Origin of the sequence: Burkholderia sp. KBS0801 (genome assembly GCF_005937855.2) — a bacterium.
Classification (GTDB): Bacteria; Pseudomonadota; Gammaproteobacteria; order Burkholderiales; family Burkholderiaceae; genus Burkholderia; species Burkholderia ambifaria.
The window spans coordinates 203,513-221,830 of the sequence record NZ_CP042178.1; the positions used below are offsets into that span (position 1 = coordinate 203,513).

Genomic DNA, 18,318 nt, shown 5'->3' on the forward strand with positions numbered 1-18,318 from the left:
CGCGTGCCCGGACGTCGTGACGACAGCAGCGGATGCATCGCGGCGCCGTCCCGTTACATCGTCGTGTGCTTGACCGACTGCGCGAGCGTCAGCAGTTCGTCGAACTGCGTGATGAGCTCGAAGCACAGCAGGAACGCGAGCGTATAGGCCGGCGCGGGGAAGCGTCGGATCGCGTCCAGCACCTGCGGCGCGAAGCGCGATCGAATCGCATCGCGCGTCAGCAGCCACGCGATCGCGATGCCGATCGCCGCGCCGGCGATCAGGTCGGTCGGGTAGTGAAAGCCGAGATACGCACGCGGCACGCAGATGAACACGACCGCATACAGCAGCGCGAGCACGCCGACGCGGCGCGCGATGATGAAGATCCCGGTCGCGATCGCCATCCACAACATCGCGTGGTCGCTCGGAAACGAGCTCCATGCCTGCAGCGTGGCCGCGCGCAGTTCCTCTGACGGGAAGTGCAGGTGCAGGTCGGGGTTGTAGATCGGTCGCACGCGGAACGGCAGGGTTTTCGCGAGCAATCGGCCGAACGCGAGCGCGACGAGCCCGCTCGCGACGGTCGCGATGACCAGCTCGCGTTGCCGTTCACGTTGGGGGCCCGGCTGGAACCATAGCCAGCACAGCACGGGGATGAGCACGAAGCCCTTGAACGTATAGAGGCCGGCGATCACGCGGATCGCGTGGTTCATCAGCGGTCCGAACGTGATGTGGGTGAGGAAGGTCTGGATCGTGGTGTCGAAATTGTTCATGTTCTGCGACCCCGGCGGACGCACGACACATGACGCGCGGCCGGCAGGATCAGGAAGCGCGCTCGCATCGGAGCGCAACGGGGGGCAAGTATGTCATCGGTAATTTCGAAGAAAATGGGAAAAAATACCGGGAATCCCCTGAGAAAACGCGAATTTCTGGTGGGGCCGGGTTGGAGCGGGCCGTGCGGCGCGGTGATGCAGAATCATCTGACGGTTGCGCCCGGATCCCTGCGTGCCGGCGAAAAATAATCGGTTGAACTGGATAATTTGATGAGCCGTCGCGGGACTTGCACCGGATGACGCGAAAGCGTTCCGCCTCCATCCCGGATCTGCCGCGCCGCGCCCGGCCGCGCAGCACCGAAAGAAAATAAAAGAAAAGGCGGGCAAGCCCTGCGGCGTGCCCGTCCCCCATTCACGACACCGGGATTACCGGCGCCACACGCGCACGGCCAGCGCAGCCAGCGACGTCGCCACGGCCAGCACGATCACCGCATTCCAGCCCAGTTGCGCGAGCAACGAACTGCCGAGCGCGGCACCGGTGGCCATCCCGATGAACATGCCGACGAACAGCACCGCGTTGAGACGGCTGCGCGACGCCGGGTCGATTCGGTAGACGATTGCCTGATGCGCGATCAGCGTGGCCTGCACGCCGAGATCGAAGCCGATCGTCGCGGCGGCGAGCAGCGCGAGTTGCGCATGCGGCGTCAGCAGCGGCGCGGCGGCCATCGCGGCGAACGACACGGTCGCGATCCCGATGCCGAGCCGCGTGACACGCTCGGGACCGTGGTGATCGGCCAGGCGTCCGGCCACGGGTGCGGCCAGCGCGCCGGCGGCGCCCGCGAGGCCGAATGCGCCGGCGGCTGCGCTGCCGAGATGGAACGGCGCGCCGTGCAGCATCACCGCGAGCGTTGACCAGAACGCGCTGAACCCGACGGCCAGCAGCCCTTGCGCGAGCGCGGCGCGGCGCAGCGCGGGATGACGGCGCCACAGTTCGCCGAGCGACCCGATCAGCGCGCGGTACGACAGCTGCGTGGTGGGCTCGAAGCGCGGCAGCCCGCGTGCGGCCACGATGCCGATGGCGGCGACGCTGGCCGCCGCGAGCCCGAACATCGCGCGCCAGCCGGCCGTTTCCGCGATGAAGCCGGCGACGACGCGCGACAGCAGGATGCCGAGCAGCAACCCCGTCATCACCGTGCCGACGATGCGGCCGCGATGCGCGTCGTGCGCGAGCGTCGCGGCGGCCGGCACGACGTCCTGCGCCATCGTCGCGGTCAGGCCGATCGCGAAGCTCGCGGCCAGCAGCAGCCCGAGCGACGGCGCGACCGCCGCGAGCAGCAGCGCGACGACCAGCGCGGCGGCTTTCGTCACGATCACGCGGCGCCGGTCGAAGCGGTCGCCGAGCGGCGCGAGCAGCAGGATGCCGAGCGCATAGCCGAGCTGCGTGAGCGTGGGCACGAAGCCGATCGCGCGCGCCGACGCGCCGAGATCTGGCCCCAGCGCGGCGAGCATCGGCTGCGCATAGTAGAGCGGCGCGACGCCGAGACCGGCGGCCGCGGCCAGCAGCAGCACGAGCCGGCGATCGAGCAGCGAGGAAGTGGCCGCGGGGGCCGGTGCATGCGCCGCGCGGGGCGCGGCGTCGAGACGGGTCGGAGTGGACATCGCGTACATCCTTGTTCGGGTATCGAATGGACGCGAGTGTGCCGGCCGGCGGCCGACCACGGTAGTGCCGTCCGGCGCAGATTTGTTATACGCTTGGCGAATGACCGAGAAAACCCCCGATTTGCCCGCCGCAGGCGGGTCTGCGCGCGTTCAGGCCGTGCCCGTCGACGGCGCCGGCTATCGTTTCGAGCTGATGGAAACCTTTGTGCGCATAGTCGAGGCCGGCAGCCTGTCGGCGGCCGCCGCGCAACTCCACACGACGCAGCCGACCATCAGCCGGCGGCTGCAGGCGCTCGAACGCTCACTCGGGATGCGGCTGCTGCAGCGGACGACCCACGCGATGCGGCTGACCGTCGACGGCGAGCGCTGCTTCACGCGCGCGAAGGAGCTGCTCACGAACTGGGCGGCGTTCGAGGCCGACCTGCGCGGCGCGCAGGAGGAACCCGACGGCCTGCTGCGGGTCGCGGTCCCGCATGCGTTCGGGCAGGAGCGCTTCGTCGAGCCGCTCGCGCGATTCCTGCGTGACTACCCGCGCGTCTCGGTGGAATGGCTGCTGCAGGACGAGGTGCGCGATTTTGTCGGCAGCGGGATCGACTGCGCGATCCAGGTCGGCGAGCCGACCGATCCGTCCGTCGTCGCGATCCGACTGAGCAAGGTGCCGCGCTTCGTGGTGGCCGCGCCGTCCGTGCTGAACGGCGCCGACGTGCCCGCCGATCCCGACGCGCTGGCCGCATTGCCGTGGCTCGCGCTGCGCACGTATTACCGGACCGAGCTGACGCTGACGCATACCGTCACGGGCGATACGCGCCGCATCGCGATGCGGCCGCGCATCACGACCGCAAATCTCTACGCGCTACGCAGCGCGGCGCTGCTCGGTGTCGGCGCGTGCGTCGGTTCGTCGTGGATGCTGGCGGGCCATCTCGCGCGCGGCGAACTCGTGCATCTCGCGCCCGACTGGTATGCCGCTCCGTTGCCGGTCTACATCACCTACCCGCACGCGCAGTTCTATCCGTCGCGGCTTGTGCGCTTCGTTGCGATGATGCGCGAGGCCGTGCCGCCGCTCGTCGAAGGGCGCGACGGGTAGGCGCCGTCGCGCGTGCCGTCAGCCGCGCCGGATGCCTTCGGGCAGCGCGCTGATGCGGCGCACTTCGGGCGAGTCGAGCCATGCGCGGGACGTCGCGCAGTCGACGAACATGTCGGTCGCATCCTCGCCCCAGAACAGGTCGCCGCCGAATTCGAAGGTCGGCACGCCGAACACGCCGTGTGCGATCGCTTGGTCGGTGTTCGCGCGTAGCGCGTCCTTCACCGGTTGCGCGTCGACGGCCGTCACGCCTTCGGGAAAGCCGACCGCTTCGCACAGCGCGGCGAAGCCGTCCGGCGTCGACACGTCCTGGCCGTCGCGCCAGATGTGTCGGAAGATCCGCCGGATCGCATCGGGCGTGCCGCCCATCGCGATCGCGAGGCGCAGCGGCCGGATCGGGTTGAACGGATGCGCGGGCGGCATCCGGAACGGAATGCCGAGCTTGTCCGCGCGGTATTGCGCGTGGCGATAGGTGAAGACGCGCTTCGCCGCGATCTCGGCCGGCGCTTTCTGGCCCCAGTGCGCGAGCAGCGCGCCGAGCACGATCGGCTTCGGCTCGTATGCGGCGGCGGGCGGCAGTTGGTCGAACCGTTCCTGCTGCAGGTACGCGAACGGCGAAACGAAATCGAAATACCAGGTGGCGGTGCGCGCGGCGTTCATGGTGAGGGCCCTTGTACGTGTCCGGACGGCGGTTGCGTGTTCCGCGCCGACGGGCGACGCGGTGCGTGCGCGGGCGGCCAGTGTCGCATGCGGCCGCCGTTTGCGCAGTCGCGGCGCCGCACGCGGATGGCCCGCTATGGCTGCGGCTACGGCTTCGCGGTGTCGTGCGCCGCCGCCGCGAAGCGCGCGAGACTGTCGCGCACCGTTTGCGCGTCGTAGCGCGCGCCTGCGCCGCCGAGCGCGACGGTCGCCTTCTGTGCGAGCGGCAACAGCATCGCGAGCGCCGCGGCCATGGCCGGCGCGGCGGCAAGCCGCGATTTCGGACCGGACACCGTCAGCGCGCCGACGCAATCGCCGGCCGCGCCGAAGACCGGCACGGACGCCGACGCCGTCTCCGGGTCGCGCTCGCCGTACGACGCGGCCCACAACCGTTCGCGCACCTCGTTCCACTGTGCATCGTGCGGGTCGGTGAACGCGAGCAGCACTTTCCCGGATGCCCCCTGGCGAACCGGAAACTCCTCGCCGACCCGGATCGACACACGCACCGTGCGCGCGGGCTCGACGCGGTAGAGCACCGAGCGCATGTCGCCATGCCGCACGTAGAACGATGCCGTTTCACCTAGTTCGCGGCTCAGCGTCTCGAGCAACGGTTCGACGACCGGACCGACCCGGAACGAGCGTTGATACAGCGCGGCCAGCCGCAACGGCTCGTGTCCGACCGCGTACTGGCCGTCGTCGAGCTTGCGCACGAAGCCGCCGTGCTCGAGCGCGGCGAGCAGGCGCAGGATCGTGCTCTTGTACAGCCCGGTGCGGCGCGACAGTTCCGCGAGCGACAGCCGGTCGTCGGTGGGTCCGAACGCGTGGAGGATCGCGAACGCGCGATCGAGGACGGCGACGCCGCTGGAGGCTTCGGCCGATGAATCGGGCGCGTCGCCGGTGGGGTCTGCGGGAGTCGAGGTCGGGGGCACGGCTGGCTGTTCCTTTGGGTGACGGTCGATCGACTATAGCGTTCTGTCTGACAGAACTCAAGTTCCAGAAAATGGCATTTTCACGGGTATACCCCGCTTACGGCCAATTCGGCGCGCCTCTAAAGTTCCGTCAAACAGAACGATGTTCTTTCCGATAGAACTTTGAGGTGTCGAATGAGTGTTTCCGAATATCCGCAGGTGCTGGTGAGCGAGGTGGGGCCGCGTGACGGCCTGCAGAGCATCAAGGCCGTAATGCCGACGGCCGGCAAGTTGCGCTGGATCAACGCGCTCGCCGCGGCCGGCCTGCGCGAAATCGAGGTCGGATCGTTCGTGCCCGCGCGACTGTTGCCGCAGATGGCCGACGTCCGGGAAGTCGTCGCGTATGCGCTGGCGATTCCGGGGCTGCGCGTCGCCGCGCTCGCGCCGAACCTGCGCGGCGCCGAAAACGCGTTCGAGGCGGGCGTCCACAAGCTGACGTTGCCGGTATCCGTGACCGAAGCGCACTCCTTGGCGAACATCCGCAAGACCCCGGCGCAGATGATCGACGAGGTGCGCACGATCGTCGCGCTGCGCGATGCGCGGTTTCCGTCGGTGCAGATCGAGGCGGGTGTCTCGGTGGCGTTCGGTTGCACGCTCGCCGGCGCGGTCTCCGACGACGAGACGATCGCGATGGCGGCTGCGATGGCCGAATGCGGCGTCGACGAGATCGGGCTCTCCGATACGAGCGGCTACGCGAACCCGGCGCAGGTGCGCCGGCTGTTCATGCGCCTGCGGCGAGAAGTCGGCGACAAGGCCGGCGGCGCGCACTTCCACAACACGCGCGGGCAGGGGCTCGCCAACGTCGTCGCGGCACTCGACGCCGGCGTGACGACGCTCGACGCGAGCCAGGGCGGCCTGGGCGGCTGCCCGTATGCGCCGGGTGCGACCGGCAACATCGTCACCGAGGATCTCGTGTTCCTGCTGGAGTCGATGGGGTACGACACGGGCGTCGACGTGGACGCGCTGCTCGCCGCGCGCGCGATCCTGCACGCGGCGCTCCCAGCCGAGGCGCTGTACGGCCACGTGCCCGACGCGGGGCTGCCGAAGGGGTTCCGCTATGCGGACGGCCGCGCGCCGAGCACGACCCAGCCCGAAGGATGCGTGACGGGAGTCGCGCAATGAACGACCGCCAACCGGCTTCGGCGCTGCCGTACGAAGGCGTGCGCGTGATCGAGATGACGCACATGGTCATGGGCCCGACCTGCGGGATGCTGCTCGCGGATCTCGGTGCGGAAGTCATCAAGATCGAACCGATCGCGGGTGACGGCACGCGTGCGCTGCGCGGTTCCGGCGCGGGCTTCTTCGGGATGTTCAACCGCAACAAGAAGAGCCTGGCGGTCGACGTGAAGGATCCGCGCGGGCTCGAGATCGTGCGGCGGCTCGTCGCGACGGCCGATGTGTTCAGCGAGAACTTCAAGAGCGGCACGATGGACCGGCTCGGCCTCGGTCATGCCGCGCTGTCCTCGCTGAATCCCCGCCTGGTGTACGTGTCGCACAAGGGCTTTCTGCCGGGGCCGTACGAACATCGCACCGCGCTCGACGAAGTCGTGCAGATGATGGGCGGCCTCGCGTACATGACGGGCCCCGAAGGCCGGCCGTTGCGTGCGGGCTCGAGCGTCAACGACATCATGGGCGGGATGTTCGGCGCGATCGGCGCGATGGCCGCGCTCGCGCAGCGCGAACGCACCGGCTGCGGCCAACAGGTGCAGAGTTCGCTGTTCGAGAACAACGTGTTCCTGGTCGCGCAGCACATGATGCAGTTCGCGGTGACGGGGCAGGCCGCGTCGCCGATGCCGAGCCGGATTTCCGCATGGGCGGTCTACGACGTGTTTTCGGTGCGGGACGGCGAGCAGATCTTTCTCGCGGTCGTGTCGGACACGCAATGGGCGCTGTTCTGCGACGCGTTCGGCCTGGCCGCGCTGAAGGACGATGCGCGCCTTGCGACGAACAACCTCCGCGTGCAGGCCCGCGAGTGGCTGCTGCCCGAACTGCGTGCGCGGCTTGCCGCGCATTCGGCCGCGGAGATCGGCGCGATCTTCGAATCGATCGGCCTGCCGTATGCGCCGATCACGAAGCCGCAGGACCTGTTCGACGATCCGCATCTGCTCGCGACCGGGGGCCTCGAAGCCGTGACGCTGCCGGCCGACGCGAGCAGCGCCGGCCGGCCGGTCGACACGCGCACCGCGCTGCTGCCGCTCACGCTTGGCGGGGAGCGCCTGAGGCTGCGCTCGGCGCCGCCCGCGCTCGGCCAGGACACGTGCGCGCTGCTCGGCGAGCTGGGTTATACGCCGGACGAGGCACGCGCGCTGATCGACGCGGGCGTCGTCGCGGGGCGGCACGGACACGGTGCGAACGGGCTGCCGCCGGGCGTACCAAGCGTACCGGACGTACCAAGCGACATGCCTTCGCCGAACGAGGCGGCGAGCGCGTAGCGCCGCTGCAATCCATCGAACCAACAAAAGGCATCCCGGCCGCGCGCTCGCGCGGGCGCGGAGCGCCACATCCACGGAGACAATCATGACATCCGCTTCCCCGGCGCTGGCCGCCGATCGCGAGACCGACGCGTCGATCGAGCAACGGGCCGTGCGCAAGGCAGCATGGCGCTTCATTCCGCTGCTCGCGCTCGCGTACTTCTTCAACTATCTCGACCGCACGAGCGTCGGGTTCGCGGCGCTGACGATGAACCGCGATCTCGGCCTGACCGCGACGCAGTTCGGCTGGGGCGCGGGGATCATGTTCGCCGGCTATTGCGTGTTCGAGGTGCCGAGCAATCTCGCGCTGTACCGCTTCGGTGCGCGGCGCTGGCTCGCGCGCATCATGATCACGTGGGGGCTCATGGCGGCGGCGACCGCACTCGCGACGGGGCCCACCAGCTTCTATGCGATCCGGCTGCTGCTCGGCATCGGCGAGGCCGGCTTTTTCCCCGGCGTGATCTTCTTCCTCGCCGTGTGGTTTCCCGCGAGCTACCGCACGCGCGTGCTCGCGTGGTTCACCGTGTCGACGCCGCTGTCGTCGCTGATCGGCGGTCCGCTGTCGACGTGGCTGCTGCAGCTCGACGGCGCGCTCGGCCTCGCAGGCTGGAAGTGGATGTTCATCGTCGAAGGGCTGCCCGCGTGCGCGCTCGGCTTTCTCGTCCTGAAGCACCTGTCCGACTCGCCGGCCACGGCTGCGTGGCTGTCGGACGACGAGCGTAGCGCGCTGCAGCGCGCGTTCGAGCGCGAAGGCGCCGCCGCCGGCCGCAAGAAGGGCTTCGGCGTCGCGCTGCGAGACGTGCGCGTGTACCTGCTCGCGCTGATCTCGTTCGGCTTCACGATGGGCTCGTACGGAATCGGCATCTGGCTGCCGCAAATGCTGAAGGCGCACGGCATGTCGGCGATGCAGACGGGCTGGCTGTCCGCGCTGCCGTACTTCTTCGCGACGATCGCGCTGCTGGGGTGGGCGAAGCGGGTCGACCGGCGCGGCGCACCGGTCGCGAACCTCGCGATCGGGCTGTGCATCGGCGCGGTGGCGCTTGGCGTGTCGACGCATTTCCTGACGCTCGGGCCCGCGCTCGTCGGCATCACGCTCGCGCTGATCGGCACGATTGCCGGACGTACGATCTTCTACACGCTGCCTTCGCGTTTCCTGTCGGGCCAGGCGGCGGCCGGCGGCCTCGCGCTGATCAATTCGATCGGCGCGCTCGGCGGATTCGCGGGCCCGTATCTCGTCGGCTACCTGAAGGACAGCTTCGGCACCTTCACGGCCGGGATGCTCGGCCTCGCGATCGTCCTGGCGATCACGACGCTGCTGACGCTGTCGCTGTACGCGTTCGACCGGAGCGAATGACATGACCCTTTCGATCAAACGACGCCGGCTGCTCGGCGCGGCCGCCGCCTCGCTCGCCGTCCCTGCATGGGCCGATACGCGCACGCCGGCTGACAACGGAGCTTCCCGCATGACGACGCAAGGCAACTATCTCGCGGTGCGAAACGACTGGCTCGCGTCCGCGCTCGAACCCGCACTCGAGCCGGATCTGCCGATCGTCGATGCGCATCACCACTTCTACGAGCGGCCGGGCTGGATCTATATGCTCGACGACTATCTGCAGGATGCGCGCTCCGGCCACAACATCCAGGCATCGGTCTACATGCAGGCGCTGACGCGCTATCGCGATGCGGGGCCGGCCGAACTGAAGCCCGTGGGCGAAACGGCTTACATCGCCGGCGTGACCGAGCCGCTTCAGCAACGCGGCCCGGCCGTCGCGAAAGGCATCGTCGGGCATGCGGACCTGCGGCTCGGCGCGCGCGTGCGCGACGTGCTCGAAGCGCATCTCGACGCGGGGCGCGGACGCTTTCGCGGCGTTCGGCACCTGAGCACGTGGGATGCCGATCCGTCGCTCGCGAATCCGTTGTCGGCGGTGCCGCGCGGTTTGCTGCTCGATCCCGCGTACCGGGCCGGCGTCGCGCAGCTCGCGCCGCTCGGGCTTTCGTACGACGCGTGGCTGTTCTTTCCTCAATTGCCCGAGCTGTTCGATCTGGCGAAGACGAACCCCGACACGCGCATCATCATTAATCACTGCGGCGGCGTCGTACGGATCGCGAGCTATGCGGACAAGCGGCCGGAAGTCTTCCAGCGCTGGTCGGCGTCGATGCGCGAGCTCGCGCGGTTGCCGAACGTATTCGTGAAGGTGGGCGGCCTCGGGATGCGGATCAACGGTTTCGATTTCGAAAAGGGTGCGCGGCCGCCGTCGTCCGAACAGCTCGCGGACGCCTGGAAGCCGTGGATGCTCACCTGCATCGAAGCGTTCGGCGCCGAGCGCTGCATGTTCGAGAGCAATTTCCCGGTCGACAAGGGCTCGTATTCCTACGTGAACGGCTGGAATGCATTCAAGCGGCTCACCGCGCACGCGAGCCCGAACGAGCGCGACGCGCTGTTCCGCGGGACCGTTTCGCAGGTCTATCGGCTCGGCTGACGCGTATCGCGCGCCGCCTTGGCGCTCAGCCCGTCTCGACCAGCGCCGCGAGCCGGGCGAGCGCCATGCGCCAGCCGGCTTCGTTGTCGGTGACCGGCACACCGGGCGGCACACCGTCGTGCACGGCCTCGACGCGCGTGCCGCCTGCCTCGTCGGACAGCGTGATCGTGATCGTCATGGCGCCGCGCAGCATCGGGTCGTCGGTTTCGAACACATCGATTTCGACGATCCGCTCGTCGGGCACGAGCGTCACGAAGCGGCCGTGATAGGTGTCGGTGTGCGCGGTGGTCTTGCCGGCGCCGTCCGACGGTTCGTCGTAGCTCAGCGACACGCGCAGCGCGCCGCCTTCGCGTGCGTCATAGGCGTGGACGCGGCATGTCATGCCGTCGGGCACCTTCCATTGTTCGACCGCGTGCGGGTCGAGCAGCGCGCGGTAGACGCGCCCGCGCGGTGCGTTCAGGTGCCGGCTGACCCGGGTCGAATGCGTGTGCATGTGCAGCATGTCGCCTCCCGCGGAATGCGCGCGACGGTGCACGCCGGATGCCGGCGTGTCGTCGTGCTTCCTTCAGGAATCCTAGGCGCGCGCGCGACGGCATGCAATCGGACCGTACGCTCACCCGCCTTCAGCGCAGCGCGGCCGCGAATTCGTCGAGCTGCGTGATGCAGATGTTCCAGCCTTCGAAGAACCCGAGTGCCTCGTGGCGCTCGCGCGTCGCGGCGTCGGGATGCATCACGCGCGCGTCGTAGCGGCAGCCGGCGTCGTCGTCGGCCATCGTGACGATGGCCGTGAAGCCCAGCCACGGCACCTGCGGCCGCCAGCCGCCGGCGAGCATCGACGTGAACGCGATCCGCGCTTCAGGCACGATTTCGAGGAAGCAGCCGGGGTTGTCGCTCGTGCCGCCGTCGGGGCCGCGCATGAACGTGTGGAAGGCGCCGCCCGGGCGCAGGTCGAACGCGCGCACGTCGGTGGTCCACGGTTTCGGGCACCACCATTCCTTCAGCAGCTCAGGGTCGGTCCACGCCCGCCAGAGCGCCTGGCGCGGCGCGCGCAGCGTGCGGGTGATGACGAGGTCATGGGTTTCGGCGGGGTCGACGGGGCTGGTTGACATGCGCTTGCTCCTCCTGGTGGCGGCTAAGCATAGGCGATGCAACGGGAATTTTCATCAGAATTTGCTCCGAGGAACTATGCGCTGATGCCCGACGGCGCGCGGCCGTGGGCCGGACGCCGAGCGGAACGGAAAAGCCGGCCGGCGGCGCCGCGGCTCCGATATATTCGTGCAGGAAAATCCACCAGCACACTCACGGAATCGTCGCCTCGATGAAACGCTCCCACGTCGCCTTCACCCTCACGGGCCTGCTCGTCGCGCTGCCGATCGCCGCCTACGCGCTCGTCAAGCCGCTGCGCGTCGTCGCGCCCGCGCTGCTTCCCGGCGTGTCATGCCCGAGCGCGGACATCTGCACGGACGATGCCGCGAAGTTCGACGCAGCGAAGCAGCTCTATCGCGACGGTTACGCGCGCGCGGCGGCGGCCGTGGGCCCGTTTCGCGACGCACCGCGCGTCGTGTTCTGCTCGACGCGCGAATGTGCGGACAAGTTCGGCCTCGGCGAACGCGCGGCGCTCACTCTTGGAGATTTCGGCGTGGTCATCGCGCCGCGCGGCTGGCAGACCTACTTTCTCGCGCACGAACTGATCCACCACCGCCAGGCCGAAGTGCTCGGCAACCTCGCGGTCGCCACCAAGCCGCGCTGGCTGATCGAAGGGATGGCGTATGCGCTCAGCGACGATCCGCGTCATCCGCTGACGGAACCGTTCGAGTCGTGGCGCGCGCGCTTCGCTGCGTGGCATGCCGCGCTGGGCCGGCAGCCGCTGTGGGACGCCGCACGGGCCGTGGAATAGCGATCACGCGCGGCTTGCCCCCGTCGTGCCGCCGCGCCGCTACGCGGCCGGCACGGCCGGATCGTCGGGCTGGCCGGCGAGCGCGCGCCGCCCCGCGTCGAGAATTTCATCGGCCAGCGCCGGATCGGTGCGGGCGATCGCGCGCGACAGCACGAGCGCGCCGACCATCTGGCTGAACACCGCGATCGCGTCACGGCGCGTGTCCGCCGCAGCCGCGCCTTCCATAGCGACCATCCGTTCCAGCCGCTCGAGATAGCCGGCGACGCCGTGCGCGTAGCAGGCGCGTGCCGCGTCGGTCAGGCGTGGCGCGTCGCCCGCGAAGGCGGACAGCGGGCAGCCGGCTTCGACATTGTCGCGATGCGCGGTCGACAGGTACGACGTCACCTGTTGCGCGATGCTGCCGGCGCGCGGCGAATCCGCGCCGTCCTGCATCGCCTTTTCCATTACCGCGGCGACCAGCGCGTCCTTCGATTTGAAGTGGTTGTAGAAGCCGCCCTGCGTAAAACCGGCTTCCTTCATCAGTTCGGTCAAACCGACCGCGTCGACACCGCGCACCCGGAACAGCCGCTCGGCGGCCGCGACGATCGCGTTGCGGTTGTCGGCGGCCTGTTGTCTCGAGACGCCCATCGATCCCTCCCTCATTCCGGCCATTACATCGATTGAAAAACACAATGGTGATCACCATTGACGCGGCCAGGATGCGCTGACACAATGCATCGCAAAGACAATGGTGATCGACATTGACGTTCAGTGTAGCCGACTTCGCAAATGAAGCGAAGGCGACTCCGGCGGCACGGATGGAGGTCGGTCTGGTCTGGGTGCAGCGGGGCGCGGGCGGCGGGACGCGCCCGCGCTCCGGTACCGGCGGTGCAACGGCGCGGTACGCGATGGCGGCATGGTTTCATTCACACGATGAAAGGAAGGATCATGAAGATCGAAGGTGCAGTCGTTTTCGTCACGGGCGCGAACCGCGGGCTTGGCCTCGAATTCGCGAAGCAGGCGCTGGAACGCGGGGCGCGGAAGGTCTATGCGGGCGCGCGCGATCCGGCCAGCGTGACGCTGCCGGGCGTGGTGCCCGTGAAGCTCGACGTGACCGATCCGGCGGCGGTCGCCGCGGCCGCCGACGCCGCGCGCGACGTCACGTTGCTGATCAACAACGCGGGCATCGCGCGGCTCGGCAGCCTGACCGACGACGGCGCGGTCGACGCGCTGCGCGATCACCTCGAAACCAACGTGTTCGGGATGCTGGCGATGTCGCGCGCATTCGCGGCCACGCTCGCCGGCCACGGCGGCGGCGCGATCCTGAACGTGCTGTCCGTCGCGAGCTGGGTGAACCGGCCGATCCTGTCGGGCTACGGCGTGTCGAAGTCGGCCGCGTGGGCGCTGACCAACGGGCTGCGGCATTCGCTGCGCGAGCAGCGCACGCAGGTGGTGGGGCTGCACGCCGGCTTCATCGATACGGACCTGACACGCGGCCTCGACGTGCCGAAGGCGACGCCGGCCGACGTCGTGCGTCAGGCATACGACGCGATCGAATCCGGAGCGGAGGAGGTGGCCACCGACGACTTCACGCGGCAGGTGAAGGCCACGCTGTCGGCCGGTGTCTATCTGGACGAGGCGGCGCCGGTCTGACGTCGCCTGCAAAGGCAGCCCGCCGTGCGCCCATGCGCGCGGCGGGCGCGGTCGTCAGACCGTGGTGTCGATGATGCCGGGGATCTTCACGTCGGGGTTCACGTCCGCGTCGTAGTCGACGCCGGCGATCTCGAAGCCGAACAGACGCAGGAATTCGGTCTTGTAGCCGGCGAAGTCGGTCATCTCGTACAGGTTCTCGTTCGTGACCTTGTCCCACATCGCGACGACCTTGCCCTGCACTTGCGGATCGAGCTCCTTGTAGTCCGCGCGCAGACGGCCTTCTTCGTCGACGTGCGGCGTCGCGCCGTACAGGCTGTCCTTCAGGAGCCCGTACACCTGCTCGATGCAGCCTTCGTGCGTGCCCTGTTCCTTCATCACCTTGAACAGCAGCGACAGGTAGAGCGGCATCATCGGAATCGCCGAACTCGCCTGCGTGACGACGGCCTTCAGCACCGACACGCGCGCATCGCCGCCGTGCGCGGCCAGCTTGTCGCGGATCGACAGCACCTTCTTGTCGAGATCCTTCTTCGCTTCGCCGATCGAGCCGTTCCAGTAGATGTCGTGCGTGATCTGTTCGCCGAGATACGTGAACGCGGTCGTCTTCGCGCCGTCGGCCAGCACGCCGGCCTCATCGAGCGCGTCGATCCACATCTGCCAGTCCTCGCCGCCCATCACGGCGACGGTGCCGTCGATCTCTTCCTGCGTCGCCGGCTCGAGCGAGACTTCGCGGATCACTTCCTTGTCGGTGTCGAGGCCGCGGAACGTGACCGCCTTGCCGACCGGCTTCAGCGTCGAGCTGATCGTTTCGCCCGTCTTCGGATGCGTGCGGCGCGGTGCCGCGAGGCTGTAGACGACCAGGTCGACCTTGCCGAGATCCTGCTTGATGGTGTCGATCGTGACCTGCTTCACCTTGTCGGAGAATGCGTCGCCGTTGATGCTGCGCGCATAGCGCCCCTTTTCGGCGGCGAATTTCTCGAACGCGGCGCTGTTGTACCAGCCGGCGGTGCCCGGCTTCGTTTCGCTGCCGGCGCGCTCGAGGAACACGCCCAGCGTGTCCGCGCCCGAGCCGAATGCGGCCGAGATCCGGGCGGCGAGGCCGTAGCCGGTCGACGCGCCGATCACGAGCACCTTCTTCGGGCCGTTGGCGATCGGGCCATGCGAAGTCACGTAGTCGATCTGTTCCTTGACGTTGGCTTCGCAGCCGACCGGATGAGTCGTCACGCAGATGAAGCCACGCACGCGCGGTTTGATGATCATGGGAACCTCTAGTCAGAAAGGCGCGGACGGCCTGAAATCGGAAAAATCCCGCGCATTGTAATGGAAGCGGGCGGGCACGGCGGGAAAGGCGGGCGGTGACCGCGGTCGCAATCGCCTGGCGGTCGAGCCACCAGCATGTCGATTCGCGTCGCCGCCGGTTATTTCTCTCTTGACAGAAATAACTGAAAAAACTAAATTTCCCGACATGGAACTCACACCGATTGCCGAACGATTCATTCTCCACTGGGGCGAAATGGGCTCGCGATGGGGCGTCAACCGCACCGTCTCGCAGATTCACGCGCTGCTGTACCTGGCCGGGCGGCCGGTGGCCGCCGACGAGATCGCCGAGACGCTCAACGTCGCGCGCTCAAATGTCAGCACGAGCCTGAAGGAGCTGCAGGCGTGGCGGCTCGCGAAGGTCGTGCACGTGCTGGGCGACCGCCGCGACCATTTCGAGACGTCGACCGACATCTGGGAACTGTTCAAGCTGATCGTCGAAGGGCGGCGGCAGCGCGAGATCGAACCGACGCTCACGGTGCTGCGCGATTGCCTGACGAGCCCCGAGATCGCCGATGAAAGCCGCGAGACCGAACAGCGCATCCGCGACACGCTGCAGTTCGTCGAGACGCTCACGACCTGGTCGGACGAGATGCTGCGGCTCAAGCCCGACACGCTGATGAAGGCGCTCGGGATCGGCGCGAAGATCAGCCAGACGGTCAGGCGCAAGTCGTCGAAGTAACCGGAAATCGGAAGTGCGGGCGCGCAGCCCGCTTTTTTTGAAGGCGTTGTTTCTGCCATTACAGAAACAACAGTAAATAGAGGATGACGATGAACGAAGCCCTGCTGTCGATCCGCCGGCATGCCGCACCCCGGAGTGCGACATGAACATCCTCGTCTGCGGCGCGAACGGGTTCATCGGGCGGGCGTTGTGCGCGCGGCTGGAAGCCGGCGGCCATCGCGTGCTGCGCGGCGTGCGGCACGCAGTCGGCCCGCACGATGTCGCGATCGACTTCGCGACGGACGTCGACCCCGACGCGTGGCTGGCCCGGCTGGCGGGCGTCGACGTCGTGATCAACGCGGTCGGGATCCTCGCCGACCGGCGCGATGCGACGCTCGACACCGTGCATCGTGCGGCGCCCTGCGCGCTCTTCACGGCATGCAGCCGGGTCCGCGTGCGGCGTGTGATCCAGATCTCGGCGCTGGGCGTCGAGCGCGGCGACACGCCGTATTTCGCCAGCAAGTACGCAGCCGACACCTTCCTGCAGACGCTGCCGCTCGATTACCGGATCGTGCGGCCCGCGCTCGTCTACGGCGCGGCCGGCACGTCGGCACGGTTCTTCCGGATGCTCGCGAGCCTGCCCGTGCACGCGTTGCCGGCGGGCGGCCACCAACGGCTGCGCCCCGTGCACGTCGACGATCTCGCCGAACTCGTCGCGCGGCTCGTCGTTTCGCCGGCTGCCGGCCATTCGGTCATCGACGCGGTCGGCGCTGATGAAGTCGAATACCGCGAGATGCTGAGCGGCTATCGCGCCGCGCTGGGCTTCCCGCCGGCAGCCCGCATCGCGTTGCCGGGCCCGCTGGTCGGGGCGGCGGCCGCGCTGGTCGGCACGCTGCCGGGCGCGATGCTGACCCGCGATACGTGGACGATGCTGCGCGGTGGCAACACCGGCGATCCCGCAGCGTTGGCGGCCGTGCTCGGCCGGCCGCCGCGCGGCCTGCGCAGTTTCATCGGCGCGGACGCGCTCGCGCTGCGCCGCGACGCCCTCGCGATGTGGCGGCGGCCGCTGCTGCTCGGCGCGCTTGCGATCGTCTGGATCTGGACGGCCATCGTGAGCGCGTTCGTCCACCCGCAGAGCGACAGCCTTGCGATGCTCGCCCGCGCGCACCTCACCGGGCTGCCCGCGCTGATCGCCCTCTACGCCGCCTGCGCGCTGGACTTCGCGTTCGGAGTGGCGACCGTCGCCGCGCCGTCGCGCCGTCTGTGGGTGGCGCAAGCCGCGCTGATCGTCGCGTACTCGGCCGTCATCGCGGTCACGATGCCCGGCCTGCTGGCCGAACCGTTCGGCCCGGTGATCAAGAACGTGCCGATTCTCGCGATCCTGCTGATCCTGTTTTCAGAAGAAGAACAGCCATGAATACCTATCTCATTATCAAGGCGCTTCACATCCTGTCCTCCGTGCTGATGGTCGGCACGGGCTTCGGCACCGCGTTTTACCTGTTCTTCGCGAACCGCACGCGGTCGGTGCCCGCGATCGCGGCCGTGTCGCGGCTCGTGGTGCGCGCGGACTGGTGGTTCACGACACCGGCCGTGATCTTCCAGCCGGCGTCCGGGCTGTGGCTCGCGCATACGGCCGGCTGGCCGTGGCATACGCCGTGGCTCGTCGCGTCGATCGTGCTGTATGCGATCGCGGGCGCGTGCTGGCTGCCGGTCGTGTGGCTGCAGATCGAGCTGGCCGCGTTGGCGAACCTCGCGCATGCGAACGGCGAGGCCACGCTGCCGGCGCGCTACTGGCGCTATGCGAAGCGCTGGGAGCTGCTCGGCTATCCGGCGTTCTTTGCGATGCTGACGGTCTATTTCCTGATGGTGCTCAAGCCGATGTAAGCGGGGCGGCGGGCCGCCAATGCCGATTTCGCGTGCGCCCCTGTCGATTTACGCGCGCTCGTGTATAAATTCGACGGGAGCGCGTTCGGGCCGTTTCGGGCATCCCGGACGCTTCGCATTCGACCTCACAAGGAGCCTGCATGCTGCACATCCTCGGCAAGATTCCGTCCATCAACGTGCGCAAGGTGCTGTGGCTGTGCACCGAACTCAACCTGCCGTTCGAGCAGGAAGACTGGGGCGCGGGCTTTCGCACGACCAACGACCCGACCTATCTCGCGCTGAATCCGAACGGCCTCGTGCCCGTCATCAAGGACGACGGCTTCGTGCTGTGGGAGTCGAACACGATCATCCGCTATCTCGCGAACCGCTATGGCGGCGACGCGCTCTATCCGGCCGAGCCGCAGGCGCGCGCGCGGGTCGATCAGTGGATCGACTGGCAGGGCTCGGACCTGAACCGTTCGTGGGTCGGCGCGTTCCTCGGCCTCGTGCGCAAGTCGCCCGACCACCAGGACCCGGCGGCGATCGCGCAGTCGATCGCGGGCTGGACCAAGCATATGCAGGTGCTGAACGCGCAGCTCGAAGCGACGGGCGCGTTCGTGGCCGGCGACCACTTCACGCTCGCCGACATTCCGATCGGCCTGTCGGTAAACCGCTGGTTCGGCACGCCGTTCGAGCATCCGGACTTCCCGGCGGCGAAGCGCTACATCGAGCGTCTGGCGACGCGCGAGGGCTTCAAGCAGTACGCGGGCAGCGCGAACCCGTAACGCCTCGCAAGTCGCGCGCGGGGCGGGCGGGGGTGGTGCGACTGCCGCAGCCGCGCCGC

At 68.5% G+C, this 18,318-nt stretch carries 19 protein-coding genes; 11 read left to right on the forward strand and 8 right to left on the reverse strand.

The genetic code is table 11. From position 1 onward, the window contains the following. Positions 1 to 53: 53 nt before the first annotated feature. Both FFI87_RS17750 and FFI87_RS17755 read right to left on the reverse strand, forming a co-directional pair. Entirely contained in the window at positions 54 to 749 is a 696-nt protein-coding gene (locus FFI87_RS17750) for a phosphatase PAP2 family protein (protein ID WP_138849654.1), read from the reverse strand. 426 nt (positions 750 to 1,175) lie between these two features. Next, positions 1,176 to 2,408, reverse strand: coding sequence for an MFS transporter (locus FFI87_RS17755; RefSeq protein ID WP_138849653.1), 1,233 nt, complete (start codon positions 2,406 to 2,408; stop codon positions 1,176 to 1,178). A gap of 100 nt (positions 2,409 to 2,508) precedes the next feature. Here FFI87_RS17755 and FFI87_RS17760 point away from each other — a divergent pair, with 100 nt between their 5' ends. Then, positions 2,509 to 3,492 (forward strand): LysR family transcriptional regulator, encoded by a 984-nt coding sequence (locus FFI87_RS17760; protein WP_138849652.1) that lies wholly within the window; start codon positions 2,509 to 2,511, stop codon positions 3,490 to 3,492. A gap of 18 nt (positions 3,493 to 3,510) precedes the next feature. Here FFI87_RS17760 and FFI87_RS17765 read toward each other — a convergent pair whose 3' ends face one another. Then, complete coding sequence (locus FFI87_RS17765) at positions 3,511 to 4,149, reverse strand: 2-hydroxychromene-2-carboxylate isomerase (protein WP_138849651.1); 639 nt, start codon at positions 4,147 to 4,149, stop codon at positions 3,511 to 3,513. A 146-nt stretch (positions 4,150 to 4,295) separates the two neighbouring features. Then, the gene (locus FFI87_RS17770) at positions 4,296 to 5,117 is read right to left on the reverse strand and encodes an IclR family transcriptional regulator (RefSeq protein WP_138849650.1); all 822 of its coding nucleotides are present in this window, start codon (positions 5,115 to 5,117) and stop codon (positions 4,296 to 4,298) included. A 174-nt stretch (positions 5,118 to 5,291) separates the two neighbouring features. Between FFI87_RS17770 and FFI87_RS17775 the strand changes: the two genes are divergently transcribed. The 4 genes from FFI87_RS17775 (at position 5,292) to FFI87_RS17790 (ending at position 10,107) form a co-directional block, all read left to right on the forward strand. Then, positions 5,292 to 6,278 carry a hydroxymethylglutaryl-CoA lyase gene (locus FFI87_RS17775; RefSeq protein WP_138849649.1) on the forward strand — a complete coding sequence of 329 codons (987 nt, stop codon included), beginning with the start codon at positions 5,292 to 5,294 and terminating at the stop codon, positions 6,276 to 6,278. Beyond that, positions 6,275 to 7,588, forward strand: coding sequence for a CaiB/BaiF CoA transferase family protein (locus FFI87_RS17780; RefSeq protein WP_138849648.1), 1,314 nt, complete (start codon positions 6,275 to 6,277; stop codon positions 7,586 to 7,588). Before FFI87_RS17775 ends, FFI87_RS17780 begins: the two co-directional genes overlap by 4 nt. An 85-nt stretch (positions 7,589 to 7,673) precedes the next feature. Beyond that, the gene (locus FFI87_RS17785) at positions 7,674 to 8,981 is read left to right on the forward strand and encodes an MFS transporter (protein ID WP_012367015.1); all 1,308 of its coding nucleotides are present in this window, start codon (positions 7,674 to 7,676) and stop codon (positions 8,979 to 8,981) included. Between the two features lies 1 nt (position 8,982). Then, positions 8,983 to 10,107: an amidohydrolase family protein gene (locus FFI87_RS17790; RefSeq protein ID WP_138849647.1), complete on the forward strand. Its 1,125-nt coding sequence runs from the start codon at positions 8,983 to 8,985 to the stop codon at positions 10,105 to 10,107. 25 nt (positions 10,108 to 10,132) lie between these two features. Here FFI87_RS17790 and FFI87_RS17795 read toward each other — a convergent pair whose 3' ends face one another. Both FFI87_RS17795 and FFI87_RS17800 read right to left on the reverse strand, forming a co-directional pair. Beyond that, a complete protein-coding gene (locus FFI87_RS17795) occupies positions 10,133 to 10,609 on the reverse strand; it encodes an SRPBCC family protein (protein ID WP_012367013.1) in 477 nt (158 codons plus the stop codon). Positions 10,610 to 10,730: 121 nt separating this feature from the next. Then, positions 10,731 to 11,216 (reverse strand): SRPBCC family protein, encoded by a 486-nt coding sequence (locus FFI87_RS17800; RefSeq protein ID WP_138849646.1) that lies wholly within the window; start codon positions 11,214 to 11,216, stop codon positions 10,731 to 10,733. Positions 11,217 to 11,425: 209 nt separating this feature from the next. Between FFI87_RS17800 and FFI87_RS17805 the strand changes: the two genes are divergently transcribed. Continuing rightward, on the forward strand, positions 11,426 to 12,004 hold the full coding sequence (locus tag FFI87_RS17805) for a hypothetical protein (protein ID WP_138849645.1): 579 nt from the start codon (positions 11,426 to 11,428) through the stop codon (positions 12,002 to 12,004). 39 nt (positions 12,005 to 12,043) lie between these two features. On the opposite strand, the gene FFI87_RS17810 is transcribed toward FFI87_RS17805, so the two are convergent. Next, complete coding sequence (locus tag FFI87_RS17810; RefSeq protein ID WP_138849644.1) at positions 12,044 to 12,631, reverse strand: TetR/AcrR family transcriptional regulator; 588 nt, start codon at positions 12,629 to 12,631, stop codon at positions 12,044 to 12,046. Between the two features lie 300 nt (positions 12,632 to 12,931). Between FFI87_RS17810 and FFI87_RS17815 the strand changes: the two genes are divergently transcribed. Then, positions 12,932 to 13,636, forward strand: a complete 705-nt coding sequence (locus FFI87_RS17815) for an SDR family oxidoreductase (RefSeq protein WP_138849643.1) — start codon at positions 12,932 to 12,934, stop codon at positions 13,634 to 13,636. 54 nt (positions 13,637 to 13,690) lie between these two features. Here the strand turns inward: FFI87_RS17815 and fabV are convergent, their stop codons facing one another. Continuing rightward, positions 13,691 to 14,893, reverse strand: a complete 1,203-nt coding sequence (gene fabV / locus FFI87_RS17820) for an enoyl-ACP reductase FabV (protein WP_138849642.1) — start codon at positions 14,891 to 14,893, stop codon at positions 13,691 to 13,693. Between the two features lie 205 nt (positions 14,894 to 15,098). On the opposite strand from fabV, the gene FFI87_RS17825 reads away from it, so the two are divergent. From FFI87_RS17825 to FFI87_RS17840, 4 genes are all read left to right on the forward strand, one after another. Next, on the forward strand, positions 15,099 to 15,632 hold the full coding sequence (locus FFI87_RS17825; RefSeq protein ID WP_006760784.1) for a GbsR/MarR family transcriptional regulator: 534 nt from the start codon (positions 15,099 to 15,101) through the stop codon (positions 15,630 to 15,632). Between the two features lie 142 nt (positions 15,633 to 15,774). After that, positions 15,775 to 17,028: an SDR family oxidoreductase gene (locus tag FFI87_RS17830; protein ID WP_138849641.1), complete on the forward strand. Its 1,254-nt coding sequence runs from the start codon at positions 15,775 to 15,777 to the stop codon at positions 17,026 to 17,028. Next, entirely contained in the window at positions 17,025 to 17,495 is a 471-nt protein-coding gene (locus FFI87_RS17835; RefSeq protein WP_138849640.1) for a DUF2269 family protein, read from the forward strand. The genes FFI87_RS17830 and FFI87_RS17835 overlap by 4 nt, the downstream gene beginning before the upstream one ends. 140 nt (positions 17,496 to 17,635) lie before the next feature. Further along, complete coding sequence (locus tag FFI87_RS17840; RefSeq protein ID WP_138849639.1) at positions 17,636 to 18,259, forward strand: glutathione S-transferase family protein; 624 nt, start codon at positions 17,636 to 17,638, stop codon at positions 18,257 to 18,259. Positions 18,260 to 18,318: the final 59 nt, after the last annotated feature.